This is a genomic window from Corynebacterium phoceense (assembly GCF_900092335.1).
In the GTDB taxonomy this organism is placed as follows: domain Bacteria; phylum Actinomycetota; class Actinomycetes; order Mycobacteriales; family Mycobacteriaceae; genus Corynebacterium; species Corynebacterium phoceense.
In genome coordinates, this window is the sequence record NZ_LT596207.1 from 380,904 (window position 1) to 397,435 (window position 16,532).

A 16,532-nucleotide genomic window follows, 5' to 3' on the forward strand; every position below is an offset into this window, starting at 1 on the left:
CCTGAGGGCTAGTAAATCTCGCCCGGGGTGTAGTTCGCTGCCCCCGGGTGCTGATCCGCAAGGGCCTTGATGCGGGTAAGTACCTGGTTGACTTGGGACTCGGCCGCGCCGATGAAGGCGTGCTTGTCAGCGAGGGCGGCCTCGAGATCTTCTGCAGACAGCGGCAGGCGCTCGTCCGCAGCGAGGCGGGCAACGAGGTCCTGCTCAGCACCGTTTTCACGCATGTTGAGCGCGACGGCGACGGCATTTTCTTTGATTACCTCGTGCGCGGTCTCGCGACCCACGCCGGCGCGGACGGCGGCCATGAGGATGCGGGTCGTGGCGAGGAATGGCAGATAGCGCTCGAGCTCGCGGTTGATCATTGCTGGGAACGCGCCGAATTCGGAGAGCACGGTGAGGAAGGTCTCGAACTGGCCATCGATGGCGAAGAAGGCATCCGGCAGCGCCACGCGGCGGATGACGGAGCAGAACACGTCGCCCTCGTTCCACTGCTGACCGGAGAGGTCAGCGACCATGGTGAGGTAGCCGCGGAGGATGACCTGGAAACCGCAGACGCGCTCGCAGGAGCGAGCATTCATCTTGTGCGGCATCGCGGAGGAACCGACCTGGCCTTCCTTGAAGCCCTCGGTGACGGTCTCGTTGCCGGCCATGAGGCGAATGGTCGTGGCCAGCGAGGAGGGGCCGGCGCCGAGCTCGACGAGCGCAGAGACCGCGTCAAAGTCGAGGGAGCGCGGGTAGACCTGACCCACGGAGTTGAAGATTCGACTAAAGCCCAGGTGGTCGGCAATGAGCGTCTCCAGCGACGCGAGCTTATCCTCGGAACCGCCCATGAGGTCGAGCATGTCCTGAGAGGTGCCCATCGGGCCCTTGATGCCGCGCAGCGGGTAGCGGCCCAGCAGGCTTTCCACGCGTTCGATGCCCAGCAGCATCTCGTCCGCGGCGGACGCGAAGCGCTTGCCCAGCGTCGTGGCCTGCGCCGCCACGTTGTGGGAACGGCCTGCCATAACGAGGGTCTGGTACTGTGCGGCGCGCTCACCAATGCGGGAGACGACGGCGATAGCCTTGTCGCGGATGAGCTCGAGGGAGCGCAGGATCTGCAGCTGCTCGACGTTCTCCGTGAGGTCACGGGAGGTCATGCCCTTGTGAATGTGTTCGTAGCCAGCCAGGGCGTTGAACTCTTCGATGCGTGCCTTGACGTCGTGACGAGTGACGCGCTCGCGGTCAGCGATGGATGCAAGGTTGACGTCCTCGATGACGGCCTCGTAGGCCGCGATAGCCTCTGCCGGGATGTCGACGCCGAGGTCCTTCTGGGCCTTCATGACGGCGATCCACAGCTGACGCTCGAGGACGATCTTGTGCTCTGGCGACCAGATCTCGGTCATCTCGGGTGACGCATAGCGTGCGGACAGTACGTTGGAAATGTTCTTTTTCTCAGCCACGCCGTTTATTATCGCACGCCTAGCGTGCCGATGCCCCCGACTCTCGCGCTAGGCCGCGCCACGGCGTCTGGGCCCAGCGCTCAGACACAGCGTCCGCCTCAGTGACCGGGCTAGTGCCCGGTCACGCCCGTACCCCCTTAGACGCGAATGCGCTCCTGCGCTGCGGGCAGACCGATGTCGTAACGATAGAAGCCGCCGTCCATCGCGACCTCATCGAGGACAACGTAGGCGTTGCCACGGGCCTCGTGGAGGGTGGAGCCGTGCCCCAGGACGTTGAGCACGCGGCCGCCGTTCGCACGGACGGCGCCGTCCTCCTCGACGGTGGTGCCCGCGTGGAGGATCTTCTCCGGGTTGTCCAGATCCGGACTGGAGATTTCCGCGCCCTTGACCGGGGAGGCCGGATATCCCTCAGCGGCGAGGACGACGGTGACGGCGTAGCCGTCCTTCCATTCCAGCGGCGGGAGTTGGGCCAACTCGCCGACGGCGACGGCGTGGAGGGCCTCGGCCAGCGGGGACTCGAGGAGACTCAGGACGGCCTGGGTCTCCGGGTCGCCGAAGCGGCAATTGAACTCGACGACGGACGGGCCTTCCTTACCCCAGGCCAGGCCGGCGTAGAGCAGACCGGAGTACGGGGTACCGCGGCGGACCATTTCCTTGGCAACAGGCACGCAGACCTCGTTGACGATGCGCTCGACGCCGCGCTTGGGCAGCCACGGCAGCGGGGTGTACGCGCCCATGCCACCGGTGTTGGGGCCTTCGTCATTGTCGAACGCACGCTTGTGATCCTGCGCCGGCAGCAGCGGGACGACGGTCTCACCGTCGACGAGACAGAAGAGGGAGACCTCCGGGCCGTCGAGGAAGGACTCGAGGAGAACCGGGTTGCCGGCACCCAGCACGGCGTCAACGTGCGCGCGAGCCGCGGCGCGGTCCTCGGTCACGACGACGCCCTTGCCGCCGGCCAGTCCGTCATCCTTGACCACGAACTGCGGGCCAAAGCGGTCGAGCGCGGCCTCGATGTCGGCGTCCGCGGTACCCGGGGTGAGCTGCTCCGCGCGTGCAGTCGCAACGCCTGCGGCCTCCATAACGTCCTTGGCGAACTTCTTGGAGCCTTCAATCTGAGCGGCGTCCTGGTTGGGGCCGAAGACGAGAATTCCCGCCTCGCGGAGAACGTCGGCGACACCCGCGACGAGCGGGACCTCAGGGCCGACAACGACGAGCTCAGCATCGATGGACTGCGCCAACTCGAGCATGCGCTGCGGATCATCAACCTGCGAGTACTCGGGGTGGACGGTGGCGAGTTGGGCGAAGGCCGGTGAACCCGGAGCGACGTGGAGCTCTGGGGCAGAAGGGTCGTTTGCCAGTCCCTTGAGGAGGGCGTGTTCGCGGCCGCCCGAACCGATCACAAGAATTCGCATGCCGCCTATCCTACCGGGCGGGTAGGGTATTCCCCATGGCTTCTGTATTTACCAAGATCATCGAAGGCGAACTGCCCGGCCGTTTTGTTTACCGTGACGACACCGTCGTTGCTTTCTTGTCCATCGAGCCCCTGCGCTACGGCCACACGCTCGTCGTTCCCATCCAGGAAGTCGATAAGTGGACCGACCTCGACGAGGAGACGTGGGCCCACCTCAATGCCATCGCCAAGGAAGTCGGCAACGCTGTAAAGAACGCGTTCGACGCCAAGCGCGCCGGCTACATCATCGCGGGCTTCGACGTCCCGCACACCCACATTCACATCTTCCCCACCGACAAGATGGAGGAGTACGACTTCGCCAAGGCCTACGCTGCCGATGCCACCGATGCTGCAGCCATGGACGAGGCGGCCACCCGCATTCGCCAGCACCTCGGCACCGGCGAGGACGGCTTCCGCTCCTAACGACGTCTTTCCTGGGGAGCGCCCGACTTGACTCAGCTCACCGTCAGGCCCGACCACACTGGTCGAAGTCCCGACTCACAACCAACCTGGGCTTTCTTACCTGGCTTGCCTATCAATGTGGCGTAAGCTCGTTCGCATCAACGTCTTTGCCTTGAGGTTTGGTGTCGACGTTCAGGCTTCGTCTGACTTGACTAATGGGTCAGGTTCAGGGGACCTGACTCCAGTTGTCCACACCTGACCAACGTGATGACTGCGACGGTGCTCAGCGATGTCCCTCCACGCGCACACCGACCGACTCGCAACATGGCCGGAAAGCTGCCTCCCCCGTCTGACTACATTGAACCAAGGACTAACGCAAACGAGTCCGTGGACAGACCGAGATCAAGACCGTATCCATCGCTGCGGAGCTGTTGCCCACCCGCTTCTCACCGCGCCGTGCCGCCGCGAGTTAGCCACAACGTCCGAATAAGGCCCGGATTTTTCGAAATCTGGAGCCTTATTCGGGAGTTGTGGCTATTTTCATGCACACTTCGCGACAGCCCAGGCAGGAGTTGTCATCACAGTAGTCATACCCGACTTGCGCAAAACCTGGGGTTTTCTAAGAAGTAACACTGTGACCTAAAAATACTCTGTTGAAGGGGCCTTTTCGCGGTACTCAAGACACAGTGTGAAAGCCAGGTTTGGGGGCCAGTGTTCGGGATCGGGTCCTAACGTGGGCCTTGGGGAGCGTCCGGCGTGTCCGGTGCGGACTCGGCGTTGCCCGACTCCGTAGCAAAGTCGCCGCGCGACTTCTCCTTGGACTTGCTGCGTGACCACGGCTTGGTGCGCAGCTTCTTCTTCGCCTTCTTCTCAGAGACGGGAACCGCGGTACCGGTGATGGTGGCGGGCTCGGCCGTGGGGTCGCAGGGGGCATCGGCAGGCTGGGGCACGGCCGGCAGCGCGACCGTAAAGGTCGAGCCGACGCCCAGCTCCGAGGTCACTGACAGGGTGCCGCCATGCTGCTCCACGAGGGATTTAGCAATGGCCAGGCCCAGGCCGGAGCCGCCCGTGTCGCGAGTACGCGACGAGTCCGCGCGGTAGAAACGCTCAAAGATATGCGCGGCGACTTCGTCCTCCATGCCCTTGCCGTCATCGATGACGTCGATATAGATAAAGCCTTCTCCATCGCGCAGCTGGATGGTCACCGTCGCGTCATCGCCCGCGTGGCGCATGCCGTTGGACACGAGGTTGAGCAGCACCTGGTGGAGACGGTCCGGGTCGCCGTTAACGAGCGGGATGCCGGAGGTCTTGGGGCGCACATCGATGGTGCGTCCGGCAAACGCGGCGCGCGCAGTCGACCCCACGGACATGCAGAGCTCGAGAAGATCGACGGTATGCATCTCGAGGCGATTGCCCTCCGCGCGGGTGAGTGCAAGGAGATCCTCGACGAGCAAGGACATGCGCTTGGACTCGGCGTCGATCTTGCCCAGCACGAGGTCTACATCATCCGTGGCGCCGGAGCGGTAGAGCTCCGTGTAGCCACGCAAACTGGTAAGCGGCGTGCGCAACTCGTGGGAGGCATCTCCCACGAAACGGCGCATCTGGTTTTCCTTGTCGCGCGCGGTCTCGATGGATTCTTGGAGCCGGCCCAGCATGATATTGAGCGATTTGGAGAGCTCGCCGACCTCGGTATTTTCTCCCAGGACCGGGACACGCTTGTCCAAGTCGCCTGCGGCAATCTGTCGAGCGGTGCGTTCCACCTCGCGCAGCGGACGGAGCGCCGCCTTCACGCAGATGAAACTTATCAAGTAAATGATGATGCTGACGATGAGGCTGATGCCGATCTGCATGAAGGACAGCTGCTGGATCTGCGCGTTTTCACGTGCAATCTTCTTCGCCACGACGATAATAGAGCCGTCATTGCGCGTGGCGACGGCGCGCCACTGCTCGCTGGAACGGCGGACCGCACCGGAATTGTCTGTCCGGACCGTGTCCACCGTCTGCGGCGTGCCGTCCACCACGAGATCTTCCACGCGCGGGATGGCCTCAAGATCCGGATTGAAGTACTTGGCAGTACCGTCCGCGCCATACGAGATGACGGTGTATTCGCTCGGCGGACGGCGGTCATCGCTTTCGCCCAACAGATCTTCGTTGCGTGCCCAACCCCGCGCGGCGGTGATGAGATCCTTGTCGACCTGCGAGTAGATCGCTTCGCGCATGAGCGCAGAAACCGCAGCGGAACTCGCGATAAGTCCCGCCAACGAGACGCCCACCACGATGATGACGAGCAACGTGCGCAGCGAGACCGTGCGGACGAAGGAGGAAAGAGATTTCTGTATCTTCATGAAGCGGCAGTCGGCTTCAACCTAGGAGCGCGGCATGCGCAGAACGTAGCCCACGCCGCGAACGGTGTGGATGAGCGGGGTGTCGCCCGTGTCGATCTTGCGGCGCAGGTACGAGATATAGGACTCGACGACGTTGCCGTCGCCACCGAAGTCGTAGTGCCACACGTTGTCGAGGATCTTCGCTTTGGAGAGAACAACTTCTTTGTTCTGCATGAGGTAGCGCAGGAGGTTGAACTCCGTGGGCGATAGGTCGACGATCTCGCCACCCTTGGTGACCTCGTGCGTGTCATCATTGAGGGTGAGGTCAGCGTAGGTCATAGTGGCGTCAGACGTCATGTCGTCCGCGACGGCGCCGCGGCGCAGAATGACGCGCAGACGCGTGATGACTTCTTCGAGGGAGAAAGGCTTCGTCACATAATCGTCCGCACCGATGGTGAGGCCGTGGATACGCTGATCGACGCTGTCCTTCGCCGTGAGGTAAAGCACCGGGCCGTCAAGGCCTTCTTGGCGAAGCTTGCCGAGTAGCTCAAAGCCGTCCATGCCGGGCATCATGACATCAAGGATGTACGCGTCCGGGTTGATCTCGCGCGCGATGCGCAGCGCCTCCGTGCCCGAGTTCGCGGTGTGCACGTTGAAGCCCTGGAATTTGAGGGACACGGTGAGCAGTTCGACGATATTCGGTTCGTCATCGACCACGAGGATGGTCACGTTGTCATTATGCTTATCGTCCATGATGGAAGGGTGCCTTTCGTAATTTAAGCTCGACTGATTAGTCTGCCACTCGCGTTTTCAAGGGTACTGCCGAAAACCTGAAAGCCGACTGTGAGACTCCGCGGGGATTCCGCGCCCCCGCGCGGGGTAGTTTATGTTCCATTGCGCTGCGCGCCTGTCCCGTGCACCTTAGGCTTACGGTTTATGACTGCGCCTGCTGCTTCTTTGCCCGTGCCTTCCGCGGCTCGCCGCACCGACCGCCTCACCGTCGCTGCGTGGGCTCTGTGGGACTGGGGTTCCGCCGCGTTTAACGCCGTGCTCGTCACCTTCATTTTCTCGGTCTACCTCACCGATTCCGTGGGCAAGCAGATCGATTCTTCGCACACCCCAGCCCAATGGCTGTCCTGGTCCATGACGGCGGCGGGACTCGTTATCTTCGCCGTCACTCCCATCATGGGCCAGCGCTCGGACCGGCGCGGCTCCCGCCGCCGGGCGCTCGCGTTCTGGTCCGCGGCCACCTTCGCCGTTATGGCGTTGCTCTTCTTCGTACGCAACGACGCCCCCGTCTATTTCTGGCTGGGACTCGCGGGACTCGCGGTGGGTTCGGTGACCATGCAGTTCGCAGAAGTCAACTACTTCGCGCAGCTGAAACAGGTCGCCGCCCCGGAGCGCGTGGGACGCGTCTCCGGCCTGGGCTGGTCCGCGGGGTACACCGGCGGCATCGTGCTCCTGCTCATCTGCTACTTCGGGTTCGTCGCCACTGGCAGCACCCCGGGGACGGCAGGCGCGCTCAATCTTCCCACTGATGGTGGCTGGAACATGCGGCTCGTCGCGCTCCTCGCCGCGCTATGGTTTGGCGTAAGCGCCATCCCCGTTCTCCTGCGCGTGCCGGAGATTCCCGCCTCCGGTGAGGACACTGGCAGCATCATCGCGTCCTACCGTGCGCTTTTCGCGACGCTGCGCGAGCTATGGCACGAGGACCGCAACGCCTTCTACTTCCTCTTCGCTTCCGCGGTCTTCCGCGACGGGCTCTCCGCCGTGTTCAGCTTCGGTGCCGTGCTCGGTGTCTCGGTCTATGGCTTGAGCGCCGGCGACGTGCTCATCTTCGGCGTCGCCGCCAACGTCGCCGCGGCACTCGGCGCTGTGCTGGGCGGCCTCCTCGATGACCACGTGGGGCCAAAGGCCATCATCCTCACGTGCTTGGGAATCCTCACCTCCATGGCACTCGTGATGTTCTTCGCCTCGGGCCCGCTCGCCTTCTGGATCTGCGGCCTCATACTGTGCCTGTGCGTGGGTCCGGCGCAGGCCTCGGCCCGCGGCTTCCTCGCCCGCGTCGCGCCGCCGGGCCGCGAGGGCCAGATGTTCGGTCTCTACGCCACGACCGGCCGCGCCGTGAGCTGGCTTGCTCCTCTACTCTTTGGTCTCTTCGTCTCCTGGTTCGGCGACGGCGACCGCGGCGGCGTTCTCGCCATCGGGCTGGTGCTAGCCGTGGGCGCGCTGCTTCTTATCCCCGTCAAGGACCCGACGAAAAACGGCGCGACGCCCGCGGCCTGAGCGGCACGCGGGCGCGGGGCTCGAGCAAGCTCGAGGTTTTAAGGGCGCGGGATGTTGCGCAGGTTGGACTGCGCCAGGTTAATCATCTGGCCCACGCCGCCGCCGAAGACGGTACGGGTTGCGGCCTTGGAGAAGCCGGCGAGCTGCGCGAAGGTCAGCGTCGGCGGGATGGACAGCGCGTTCGGGTCGGTCACCATATCGACGAGAACTGGGCCGTTGAAGGCCATGGCTTCCTGAATCTGCTTGCGGGCCTTCTTCGGGTCCTCAATGCGGATGTGCTTGATGCCAGCGGCCTCGGCGATCTGCGCGTAGTTGACGGCGTCGTGGTCCGTCTCATGCTCCGGCAGGCCCTGGACGAGCATCTCAAGCTTGACCATGCCCAGCGAGGAGTTGTTGAATACGAACATCTTCACGGGCAGATTGTGGAGCTTGACGGTGAGCAGCTCACCCATGAGCATGGACAGGCCGCCGTCACCGGAGAAGGTGATGACCTGGCGGCCCGGGTTCGCGGCCTGGGCGCCGATGGCCATCGGAAGAGCGTTCGCCATGGTGCCGTGGCGGAAGGAACCGATCTGCTCACGCTGACCGTTCGGGGTGATGTAGCGCGCGCCCCAGACGTTGCACATGCCGGTATCGACGGTGAAGATGGCGTCGTCCGCGGCCTCTTCGTCAATGATGTTGGCCACGAATTCCGGGTGGATGGGCTTCATCTTCTCGGCATTCTTGGTGTAGGCCTCAACCACGTTGTTAAGCTTGTTGTAGTGCGACTTGAGCATCCGGTCGAGGAAGCGGCGATCCTGCTTCTCCTCGACGTGCGGCAGGATGTTTTCGATGGTCGCTGCGACGTCGCCGGTGACCGGGTACTTGATCTTGGTGCGGCGGCCGATGTGGGAGCCGTCGATATCGACCTGCGCGACGTTACCTTGCGGCAGGAAGTCGTTGTACGGGAAGTCAGTACCCAGGAGGATGAGCAGGTCAGCCTCGTGGGTGGCCTCGTGCGCGGCGCCGTAGCCGAGCAGGCCGGACATGCCGACATCAAACGGGTTGTCGTACTGGATGTACATCTTGCCGCCGAGGGCGTGGCCAATCGGAGCCTTGATCTTTTCGGCGAGGGCGAGGACCTGCTCGCGGGCGTTCTTCACGCCAGCGCCAACGAAGAGCGCGACGGTCTTGGCCTCGTTGATGGCCTGGGTCAGCGCGGCGGCCTCGGCCGGGTCCGGGAAGACCACCGGGGTGCCGGAGGAAATCTTCGACTGAGTGAAGGCGTCATCGGTAGCCTCCTGCATGGAGACGTCGCCCGGCAGGACGAGGACGGACACGCCCTTGCCCGCCATCGTGGACTGGATGGCGTGGTGCAGGACGACGCCGCCCTGCTCAGCGGAGTTGACCATCTCGCAGTAGCCGGAGCACTCGTTGAAGAGCATCTCCGGGTGGGTTTCCTGGAAGAACTTCGAGCCAATCTGGCGCGACGGGATATGCGACGCAATGGCGAGCACCTTGGCACCGTTGCGATGTGCGTCGTAGAGACCCTGCACCAGGTGCGTGTTGCCCGGACCGCAGGAGGCGGCGCAGACAGCCAGCTTGCCGGTGGTCAGGGAGTCAGCCTCAGCAGCGAAAGCAGCGGCTTCCTCGTTGCGGACGTGGACCCACTCGATGGGTGAGCGACGAACCGCGTCGACGATGGGGTTGAGCGAGTCACCCACCAGACCATAAATGCGCTCGACGCCCTGGGCTTCGAGCACGGCGACGAGTTGTTCGGCGTAATTGCGTGCCATAAGAATACTCCTCGTTTTCTTCGTATTTAAGACCTAAATTTGCCTACGCCCGATTGTCCCCGTCTGTGATTGGAAAAGCCACTATCAGCTCGCTTCTCACAACCGAACGGGCAGCGTGATCCACGAGACAATGCAACCGCTCAGGTTGATTACTGTAACGAACGTTCGCTAAAGTAATGCGTCATGACCGAAGAACTCTCGACGCCCCCGACGCTTACCGAACGGCGCCGTGTAGCCCGCACTGAACGCGCCGCACGCCGCCACGATCGCCGCACCGCCCTGCGCTATGCAGAGGACTCCACGCCCGCGCAGCGCTGGACATTTCTTGCCGTGGTATCACTCGGCCTGCTCATGATTGGTCTCGACAACTCGATCCTCTATACGGCACTGCCGCGGCTCACCCACGTGCTTCATGCCTCCGCGCTTCAGTCGCTGTGGATCATCAACGCCTACCCGCTCGTCCTCGCCGGCCTACTGCTAGGCACGGGCACGCTAGGCGACCGCGTGGGCCACCGACGCATGTTCGTCACGGGCCTCGCGATTTTCGGACTTGCCTCGCTCGCGGCTGCGTTCTCACCGACCGCGTGGGCGCTCGTGGCTGCACGTGCGTTCCTCGGCTTCGCCGCGGCCGTCATGATGCCCGCGACCCTCGCACTTATCCGACTCACCTTCGCCGACGAGAGGGAGCGCAACACCGCCATTGGCATTTGGGGCTCCGTCGCCGTCGTCGGTGCGGCCGCCGGTCCTGTCCTGGGCGGCTTCCTGCTGGAGCACTTCTACTGGGGCTCGGTCTTCCTCATTAACGTGCCCATCTGCGTCATCGCGCTCGGCCTCACGCTGCTCATCGCGCCGCCCAACGTCCCGCACCCGGACAAGCGCTGGGACTTTATCTCCTCGCTCTATGCGCTGTTCGCGCTGGGCGGATTCACCATGACCATCAAGGAACTTGCGCGCGGCTCCTGGACGCTCGCGGGCGTCGCGCTGCTCGTCGCGATATGCGGCGGCTGGGTCTTTGTCCGCCGCCAAAACAAGCTGGTCGACCCGCTCCTCACCTTCGATATCTTCCGTTCGCGCATCTTTGCTGGCGGCGTTGCTGCCGCAGCCGGCGCCATGTTCGTTCTCGCGGGCGCGGAGCTCACCACGACGCAAAAACTGCAGCTCGCCGATGAATGGACCCCGCTCCACGCGGGACTCGTGGTCGCCATCGCAGCGGTGTGCGCCATCCCCATGTCCGCCATCGGTGGCGCGGTGCTCCACAAGGTCGGCTTCCTGCCGCTCATCTCCGGCGGCTTCCTCTCCATTACCGCAGGCGTGTTGCTTGCCGCATGGGCGACGCATACGGGTCTGCAGCCGGCGCTGTATGCCGGCATGATGCTCGTAGGTCTGGGCGCGGGCTCGGCGATGTCCGTGTCCTCGACCGCGATCATCGGCGCCGCCCCGCTTAACCGCTCGGGCATGGCAGCGGGCGTGGAGGAGGTCTCCTACGAGTTCGGCACGCTTATCGCGGTCGCGCTCACCGGTTCGCTACTGCCCATGTTCCTCAGCGCCTACCTGCCGGAGGAGCTGCGCAGCCTGGGCCTTGCCATCATGGATTCGGCGGAGCATGCCTCCGTCGCGGCGCCGGCCTATGCGCAGGCCTACGTCTCAGTACTCATCATTCTGGGCGTCATCGCCGCCGCTTTCGCGGCATACACCGGCTGGGCTTTCCGCGATAATCCCACATCAGGAGGCAACGGTGGCACGCACGAGTAAAAAGAACGAGGCGCTCGTCGCCGCCCTCGACATCGTCCAGGACGCTGGCGTCAACGCCGTGACCTACGACTCCTTGTCGCAGGCGACCGGGATGACGAAGTCCGGACTCATCTACCACTTCCCCACTCGCCACGACCTGCTCGTGGAGATGCACCGCTTCTGTGCGCAGCGCTGGGAGGCCGAACTAGAAAAGCTCGGCGGCGGGCGCGCCGAAGAGCTCACGCGCACGCAGCGTCAGCGCGCGCTTGTGCTCTCCTTGTCGAAGAACGATCCGCTCGTCGAGCTACTCATGTCCATCCATGCGCAGTCCCACCCGGAATTCCAGGCCATCTGGAAAGAGGTCGACGATGAGTGGATGCCCGATCCCTCGCGCGACGTGAGCGACGAGGCCGAACTACAGGAGCTCATCGTCGCCGTGCTTAGCATGGGCTTGTGGGTTCACGACCACGTCTCAGAAACGCACCTGTCCGCGGGCAATCGAAAGAAGATCCTCGAGCACGTGCTGCGGATCCTCGACGCGGACGCCTAAAGGCCCGCCCCGAACACGTCGCGACGTCACTTTCGGGCGCTAGAGCTCTTTCCGCGCCAGAACTGCGCGCAACGCGCCCGAAAATACAGCAAAGACGGGCTCCACGGGCGACAAAGTTGAAGCCCCCTACCCGTCAGTGCAGGTAGAGGGCTTCTGTGGGGCTGGAGACGAGACTTGAACTCGCAACCTACGCATTACAAGTGCGTTGCGCTACCAATTGCGCCACTCCAGCCTGTGCGCGCGAAGCGCACTAGGGCTAAATCGTACAATATGGCGCCCGCTGGAACCTAAGCGGCGCGAGCATGGCGCGGCACAGGGGTGCAGGTGCAGGGGTGCGCGGCGGTGGGCACTACGGATAGAGTTGCAGGCTAGATACGCATACGCAGTTATTCGACTCTCGACACACGCGGTGGTCGCGCCGGCTCACGGACGCGACCCCCATTTCAACGCAAGGCACACGTAGACACAGTGACACATGTAATAGATCAGTTCCGCGGCTGGGCTGGCAAGCTGGGCGGCGGTTTCTTCGGCGACGCCCGCACGCGCATCGCCACGATTGACGCGGCCCAGGCCGCACCCCCGCCGTCGCCGCTGGCGCCGGTCGATCTCACGGACCCGGCTCAGGTGACGGGCGTGATGGAAATCGCCGCGCGCATCGGCGAAATCCTCATCTGCGCGGGTTCCTCGAACGCGGACGCGCGCTCCCAGATTTACCTCGCGGCGGCGTCCTATGGCCTGCACTACTGCCACGTCGATGTCGTCATGAACACGATCACCATCCACACCAACGTGGGCACGGGCGCGGACCGCCGGCCGATCACGGTCTTCCGCGTGGCGCCGGGCATTGACGTGAACTTCTCCAAGCTCTCGGCCGTGGATAAGCTCATCCGCTCCATCCACTCCGGCGCCACGCCGCCCGCGCTGGCCGAGCGCATCCTCAACGAAATCGATCAGATGCCGCCGCCGCGCGGTATCCGCTCCGTCCTCGTCGGCTGGGGCGTCATGGGCGCGGCCTTCTCGGTCGTCCTCGGCGGCGGGCTGCTGGCCGCGGCGCTGACGTTTATCATCACCATCCTCATCATGGGAGTCAATGCTCTCCTCGCGCGTTATCGGGTTCCGACGTTTTATCAAAACATCGCCGGCGGATTCATCGCCGTATTCCCTGCCGCGTTGTCCTATAACCTGGCGGCGACGCTCGGCATCCACCTCGTTCCGTCACAGGTCATTGGTTCGGGGATCATCATCCTCGTGGCGGGGCTGACGTTGGTGCAGTCCCTTGTCGACGGCATCACCCGTGCGCCCGTCACCTCCACCGCGCGCTTTTTCGAGGCAGTGCTGGCGACCGGCGCGATCATCGGCGGCGTCGGCTTAGGGATTCAAACTGCCGATGCCCTGGGCTTCCCGCTGCCACCTCTGGAAACGATGGCAGCGCCGGTCTATCACCAAATCCCACTGCTTATCACTATGGGCGCCATCGGCTCTGCCGCATTCGCGTACTCGCTGTATGCCGCGTGGAAAGAAGTTATCGTCTCCGGACTAACCGCCGGCGCCGGTATGGTCTTCTACTACTTCGTGGTCATCCCCTTCGGCGTGGGCACCGTCGTGGCCTGCGGCATCTCCGCCATCGCGGTGGGACTCGCCGGCGGTCTACTTGCTCGCCGTTACTACATCCCGCCGCTCATTACGATGATCATCGGCTACACGCCGATGCTGCCGGGTCTCATGCTCTACCGCGGCATGTACGCCACGATCAACGAGCAGGTCATCACCGGTTTCACCAACCTCGCCACGGCGATCGCCATAGCGGGCTCGCTGGCCGCGGGTGTCGTGCTCGGCGAGCGCGGCGCACGNCAGTACTTCCGTCCGTACGAAGCCTTCAAGCGCCTGGGGCGCTTCTCCGCGCACCAAGCCCGCGCGCTGCGCCACCGCACCCCGCGTATTCCGCGCGTGCCGCTTTCCCCACGTGCCCCGCGCGTCGAGCGCCCCGTGCCGCCGCCCGTGCAGGCGCCGCAGCCAGCTCCGGCCGAGACCACGGGGGCATCGGAAAGCCCGAGCGTGGCACAGGTCCGTATGGAGCAGGACAAGACGGTACGCGAGCAGCTCAAACAGCTCAACAGCCACGAGGTGCTCGACCTCCTCGAGGCTCTCGACCCAGCCACGGAAACGTGGGAGGCCATCTCCAGCCCGTTGGCGGACGGCTCCTCCTCGCCGGACGACCCAGATTTCCCGCCCCGGATTCCTCACGGCGATTGAGCGGCCTGTCGCGCAATAGCGTAGAATTGCAAGGTCTAAGAACAATCCCGTCAAGCAGGAGGACATTCGTGCCACCCAAGGTCACCGACGTTCAACCCAGTGCGGATAACTCGCACGTCCTCGAGGAAGAGACCGCCCGCGCCGCGCGCCGCATTGTCGCGACGTACGCGGAAGACTTCCTCGACGGCGTCACCCTGATGTCCATGCTCGGTGTGGAGCCCAAGGGACTCATCCACCGCAAGGTCCTCGCGGAGCACGAAGAAGCGCAGCCGAAGAAGGCCACGCGCAAGAAAGCAACGAAGAAGGCCACCAAGAAGGCGACGAAGAAGTCGACCAAGAAGACCGCCAAGGCTGCTAAGAAGACCTCGAAAAAGGCCGCCAAAAAGACCGCGAAGAAGTCTTAAAGCGCAGGTATGAGCGACAACAACTTCGTCGTCGTAGCCAACCGGCTGCCAGTCGACCTCCACACCGCCCCCGACGGAACCCGGACCTGGACCCCGTCGCCGGGCGGTTTGGTCGCTGCGCTCACCCCCGTGCTCGAGAAGCACAATGGCTGCTGGGTCGGCTGGCCGGGCGTCGTGGGGGACGCGCCCGAGCCCTTCCGCACCGAGCGCGGCGTGCTACTCCACCCCGTCAAGCTCTCCCAAGCGGATTTTGAGGGCTTCTACGAGGGCTTTTCCAATGCCACGTTGTGGCCGCTCTACCACGACCTCATCGTCACCCCGGTCTATGACCGCGACTGGTGGCACGTCTACCGCGAGGTCAACCTCCGTTTCGCCGACGAGGTCGCTGCCGTCGCCGCCGAGGGCGCGACCGTGTGGATTCAGGACTATCAGCTCCAGCTGCTGCCGGGCATCCTGCGCCAGCTGCGCCCGGACCTCACCATCGGCTTCTTCCTCCACATTCCTTTCCCTGCGCCGGATCTCTTCGCGCAGCTGCCCTGGCGCATGGAGCTCGTCCGTGGGCTCCTCGGCGCGGACCTCGTGGGCTTCCACCTCGAGGCCAACGCCCGCAACTTCCTGGCGCTGGCCCGCCGCTTTGGCATCGAGGTCTCCGGCGAGGTCTCCACGCGCGAGGTCACCGCGCACCTGGAACTGAACAACGGCCGCCGCGTGGGCGTGGGCGCCTTCCCCATTTCCATTGACGCCGCCGCCATGAACGAATGGTCCGCCGCTGACTTGGGCGGCGCGGAACGCCTCCACGCGGACCTCGGCCACGAGCGCACCGTCATCCTGGGCGTCGACCGTCTCGATTACACCAAGGGCATCCTCCAGCGTCTCAAGGCCTTCGAGGAACTCCTCGAGACCGGCGCGCTCAACCCGGAAGATGTCTGCCTCGTGCAGATCGCCACACCCTCGCGTGAGCGCATTACGAGCTACCGCAAGACCCGCTCCCAGGTCGAGGAGGCCGTGGGCCGCATCAACGGACGCTTCGCACAAATCGGCGCACCCGTCGTCCACTACCGCCACACGAGCGTGCCCAAGGACGAGCTTCGCCGCTACTACCGCATGGCAGACGTCATGCTCGTTACGCCGTTCAAGGACGGCATGAACCTCGTGGCCAAGGAATACATCGCCTGCCACGGGGACGACTCGGGCGCGCTCGTGCTCTCCGAGTTCGCCGGCGCCGCCGTCGAACTTACCCAGGCCTACCTGTGCAATCCTTTCGACATTGAGTCCATTAAGAAGGCCCTGCGCGACGCAGTGGTCGGCCTGCACAATCAGCCGGAGGTCCTCGCTGAGCGCATGCATGCCATGCACGCCCAAGTCATGGAGCACGACGTCGACCTGTGGGCGAATTCCTTCCTCGACTGCTTGGAGAAAAAATGAAGAAAATCCTCGCTCCTCTCCTCGCTCTCACGCTCGCGGCCTGCGGCACGCCGGAGGACAACGCCGCGCCCGGCGACCAGGTCCGCTTGAATAAGTCCTGGCAGGTCGTCGGCATCTACACGGCTGCCGATGCCCCCAGTTCTATCCCTGAGACTCTCCACCCCGCGCCCAGCCTCACGCTCGGCACGCAGGGTCTCGTGGGTACGACGGGCTGCGCCCAGTTCCGCGCGGACGCCACGTACCTCAACGGCGAGGAAGAATCCAACGTCGAGGACGCGGACGGCGTGCGCATCGACTCCGTGCAATTCGACGACACGCGCGCCGACTGCACCGGCGAATCCCTGTGGGCACACAACCAGCTCACGCGCCTGCTCGCTCAGAATCACGAGTTCACCCTCCGCGTCGACGAGAACAACCAGATGGTCTTCACCCTGCACGACGGCCGCGTGGACTCGCCTGCCATCCGCTTCGTGTCCCTCGCTGCCTAGAA

The 16,532-nt window shown here is 64.2% G+C and carries 13 protein-coding genes and 1 tRNA gene; 8 read left to right on the forward strand and 6 right to left on the reverse strand.

Annotation, left to right across the window (positions count from 1 at the left end; all coding sequences use genetic code 11):
* Window positions 1-8: 8 nt before the first annotated feature.
* A complete protein-coding gene (gene purB / locus BN9444_RS01790; RefSeq protein ID WP_066490189.1) occupies window positions 9-1,448 on the reverse strand; it encodes an adenylosuccinate lyase in 1,440 nt (479 codons plus the stop codon).
* A 128-nt stretch (window positions 1,449-1,576) separates the two neighbouring features.
* Window positions 1,577-2,854, reverse strand: coding sequence for a phosphoribosylamine--glycine ligase (gene purD, locus BN9444_RS01795; RefSeq protein WP_068801326.1), 1,278 nt, complete (start codon window positions 2,852-2,854; stop codon window positions 1,577-1,579).
* A gap of 35 nt (window positions 2,855-2,889) precedes the next feature.
* On the opposite strand from purD, the gene BN9444_RS01800 reads away from it, so the two are divergent.
* Window positions 2,890-3,315, forward strand: a complete 426-nt coding sequence (locus BN9444_RS01800) for an HIT family protein (protein ID WP_066490177.1) — start codon at window positions 2,890-2,892, stop codon at window positions 3,313-3,315.
* Between the two features lie 707 nt (window positions 3,316-4,022).
* Here BN9444_RS01800 and BN9444_RS01805 read toward each other — a convergent pair.
* A complete protein-coding gene (locus BN9444_RS01805; RefSeq protein WP_068801327.1) occupies window positions 4,023-5,639 on the reverse strand; it encodes a sensor histidine kinase in 1,617 nt (538 codons plus the stop codon).
* A gap of 21 nt (window positions 5,640-5,660) precedes the next feature.
* Entirely contained in the window at window positions 5,661-6,371 is a 711-nt protein-coding gene (locus tag BN9444_RS01810; RefSeq protein WP_066490173.1) for a response regulator transcription factor, read from the reverse strand.
* A 183-nt stretch (window positions 6,372-6,554) separates the two neighbouring features.
* Here BN9444_RS01810 and BN9444_RS01815 point away from each other — a divergent pair, with 183 nt between their 5' ends.
* Window positions 6,555-7,904 (forward strand): MFS transporter, encoded by a 1,350-nt coding sequence (locus tag BN9444_RS01815; RefSeq protein WP_068801328.1) that lies wholly within the window; start codon window positions 6,555-6,557, stop codon window positions 7,902-7,904.
* Between the two features lie 38 nt (window positions 7,905-7,942).
* Here the strand turns inward: BN9444_RS01815 and BN9444_RS01820 are convergent, their stop codons facing one another.
* The gene (locus tag BN9444_RS01820) at window positions 7,943-9,679 is read right to left on the reverse strand and encodes a pyruvate dehydrogenase (RefSeq protein ID WP_066490158.1); all 1,737 of its coding nucleotides are present in this window, start codon (window positions 9,677-9,679) and stop codon (window positions 7,943-7,945) included.
* A gap of 183 nt (window positions 9,680-9,862) precedes the next feature.
* Here BN9444_RS01820 and BN9444_RS01825 point away from each other — a divergent pair, with 183 nt between their 5' ends.
* Both BN9444_RS01825 and BN9444_RS01830 read left to right on the forward strand, forming a co-directional pair.
* Entirely contained in the window at window positions 9,863-11,431 is a 1,569-nt protein-coding gene (locus tag BN9444_RS01825; protein ID WP_267886664.1) for an MFS transporter, read from the forward strand.
* Window positions 11,415-11,960, forward strand: coding sequence for a TetR/AcrR family transcriptional regulator (locus BN9444_RS01830; protein WP_068801329.1), 546 nt, complete (start codon window positions 11,415-11,417; stop codon window positions 11,958-11,960). Before BN9444_RS01825 ends, BN9444_RS01830 begins: the two co-directional genes overlap by 17 nt.
* 156 nt (window positions 11,961-12,116) lie before the next feature.
* On the opposite strand, the gene BN9444_RS01835 is transcribed toward BN9444_RS01830, so the two are convergent.
* A tRNA-Thr gene (locus BN9444_RS01835) sits at window positions 12,117-12,192 on the reverse strand.
* A 278-nt stretch (window positions 12,193-12,470) separates the two neighbouring features.
* On the opposite strand from BN9444_RS01835, the gene thrE reads away from it, so the two are divergent.
* From thrE to BN9444_RS01855, 4 genes are all read left to right on the forward strand, one after another.
* Window positions 12,471-14,213, forward strand: a complete 1,743-nt coding sequence (gene thrE / locus BN9444_RS01840) for a threonine/serine exporter ThrE (RefSeq protein WP_233423541.1) — start codon at window positions 12,471-12,473, stop codon at window positions 14,211-14,213.
* Window positions 14,214-14,281: 68 nt separating this feature from the next.
* A complete protein-coding gene (locus BN9444_RS01845) occupies window positions 14,282-14,617 on the forward strand; it encodes a hypothetical protein (RefSeq protein WP_066490152.1) in 336 nt (111 codons plus the stop codon).
* A gap of 9 nt (window positions 14,618-14,626) precedes the next feature.
* Window positions 14,627-16,042, forward strand: a complete 1,416-nt coding sequence (locus BN9444_RS01850; protein WP_068801331.1) for an alpha,alpha-trehalose-phosphate synthase (UDP-forming) — start codon at window positions 14,627-14,629, stop codon at window positions 16,040-16,042.
* A complete protein-coding gene (locus BN9444_RS01855) occupies window positions 16,039-16,530 on the forward strand; it encodes an META domain-containing protein (RefSeq protein ID WP_066490145.1) in 492 nt (163 codons plus the stop codon). The genes BN9444_RS01850 and BN9444_RS01855 overlap by 4 nt, the downstream gene beginning before the upstream one ends.
* The last annotated feature ends 2 nt before the right edge of the window (window positions 16,531-16,532 follow it).

Coding starts and splice junctions, on each gene's coding strand:
- BN9444_RS01815 (WP_068801328.1), top strand. CDS start 6,555: ATGACTGCGCCTGCTGCTTCTTTGCCCGTGCCTTCCGCGGCTCGCCGC.
- BN9444_RS01850 (WP_068801331.1), top strand. CDS start 14,627: ATGAGCGACAACAACTTCGTCGTCGTAGCCAACCGGCTGCCAGTCGAC.
- purD (WP_068801326.1), bottom strand. CDS start 2,854: ATGCGAATTCTTGTGATCGGTTCGGGCGGCCGCGAACACGCCCTCCTC.
- BN9444_RS01825 (WP_267886664.1), top strand. CDS start 9,863: ATGACCGAAGAACTCTCGACGCCCCCGACGCTTACCGAACGGCGCCGT.
- BN9444_RS01800 (WP_066490177.1), top strand. CDS start 2,890: ATGGCTTCTGTATTTACCAAGATCATCGAAGGCGAACTGCCCGGCCGT.
- BN9444_RS01820 (WP_066490158.1), bottom strand. CDS start 9,679: ATGGCACGCAATTACGCCGAACAACTCGTCGCCGTGCTCGAAGCCCAG.
- BN9444_RS01810 (WP_066490173.1), bottom strand. CDS start 6,371: ATGGACGATAAGCATAATGACAACGTGACCATCCTCGTGGTCGATGAC.
- BN9444_RS01855 (WP_066490145.1), top strand. CDS start 16,039: ATGAAGAAAATCCTCGCTCCTCTCCTCGCTCTCACGCTCGCGGCCTGC.
- BN9444_RS01805 (WP_068801327.1), bottom strand. CDS start 5,639: ATGAAGATACAGAAATCTCTTTCCTCCTTCGTCCGCACGGTCTCGCTG.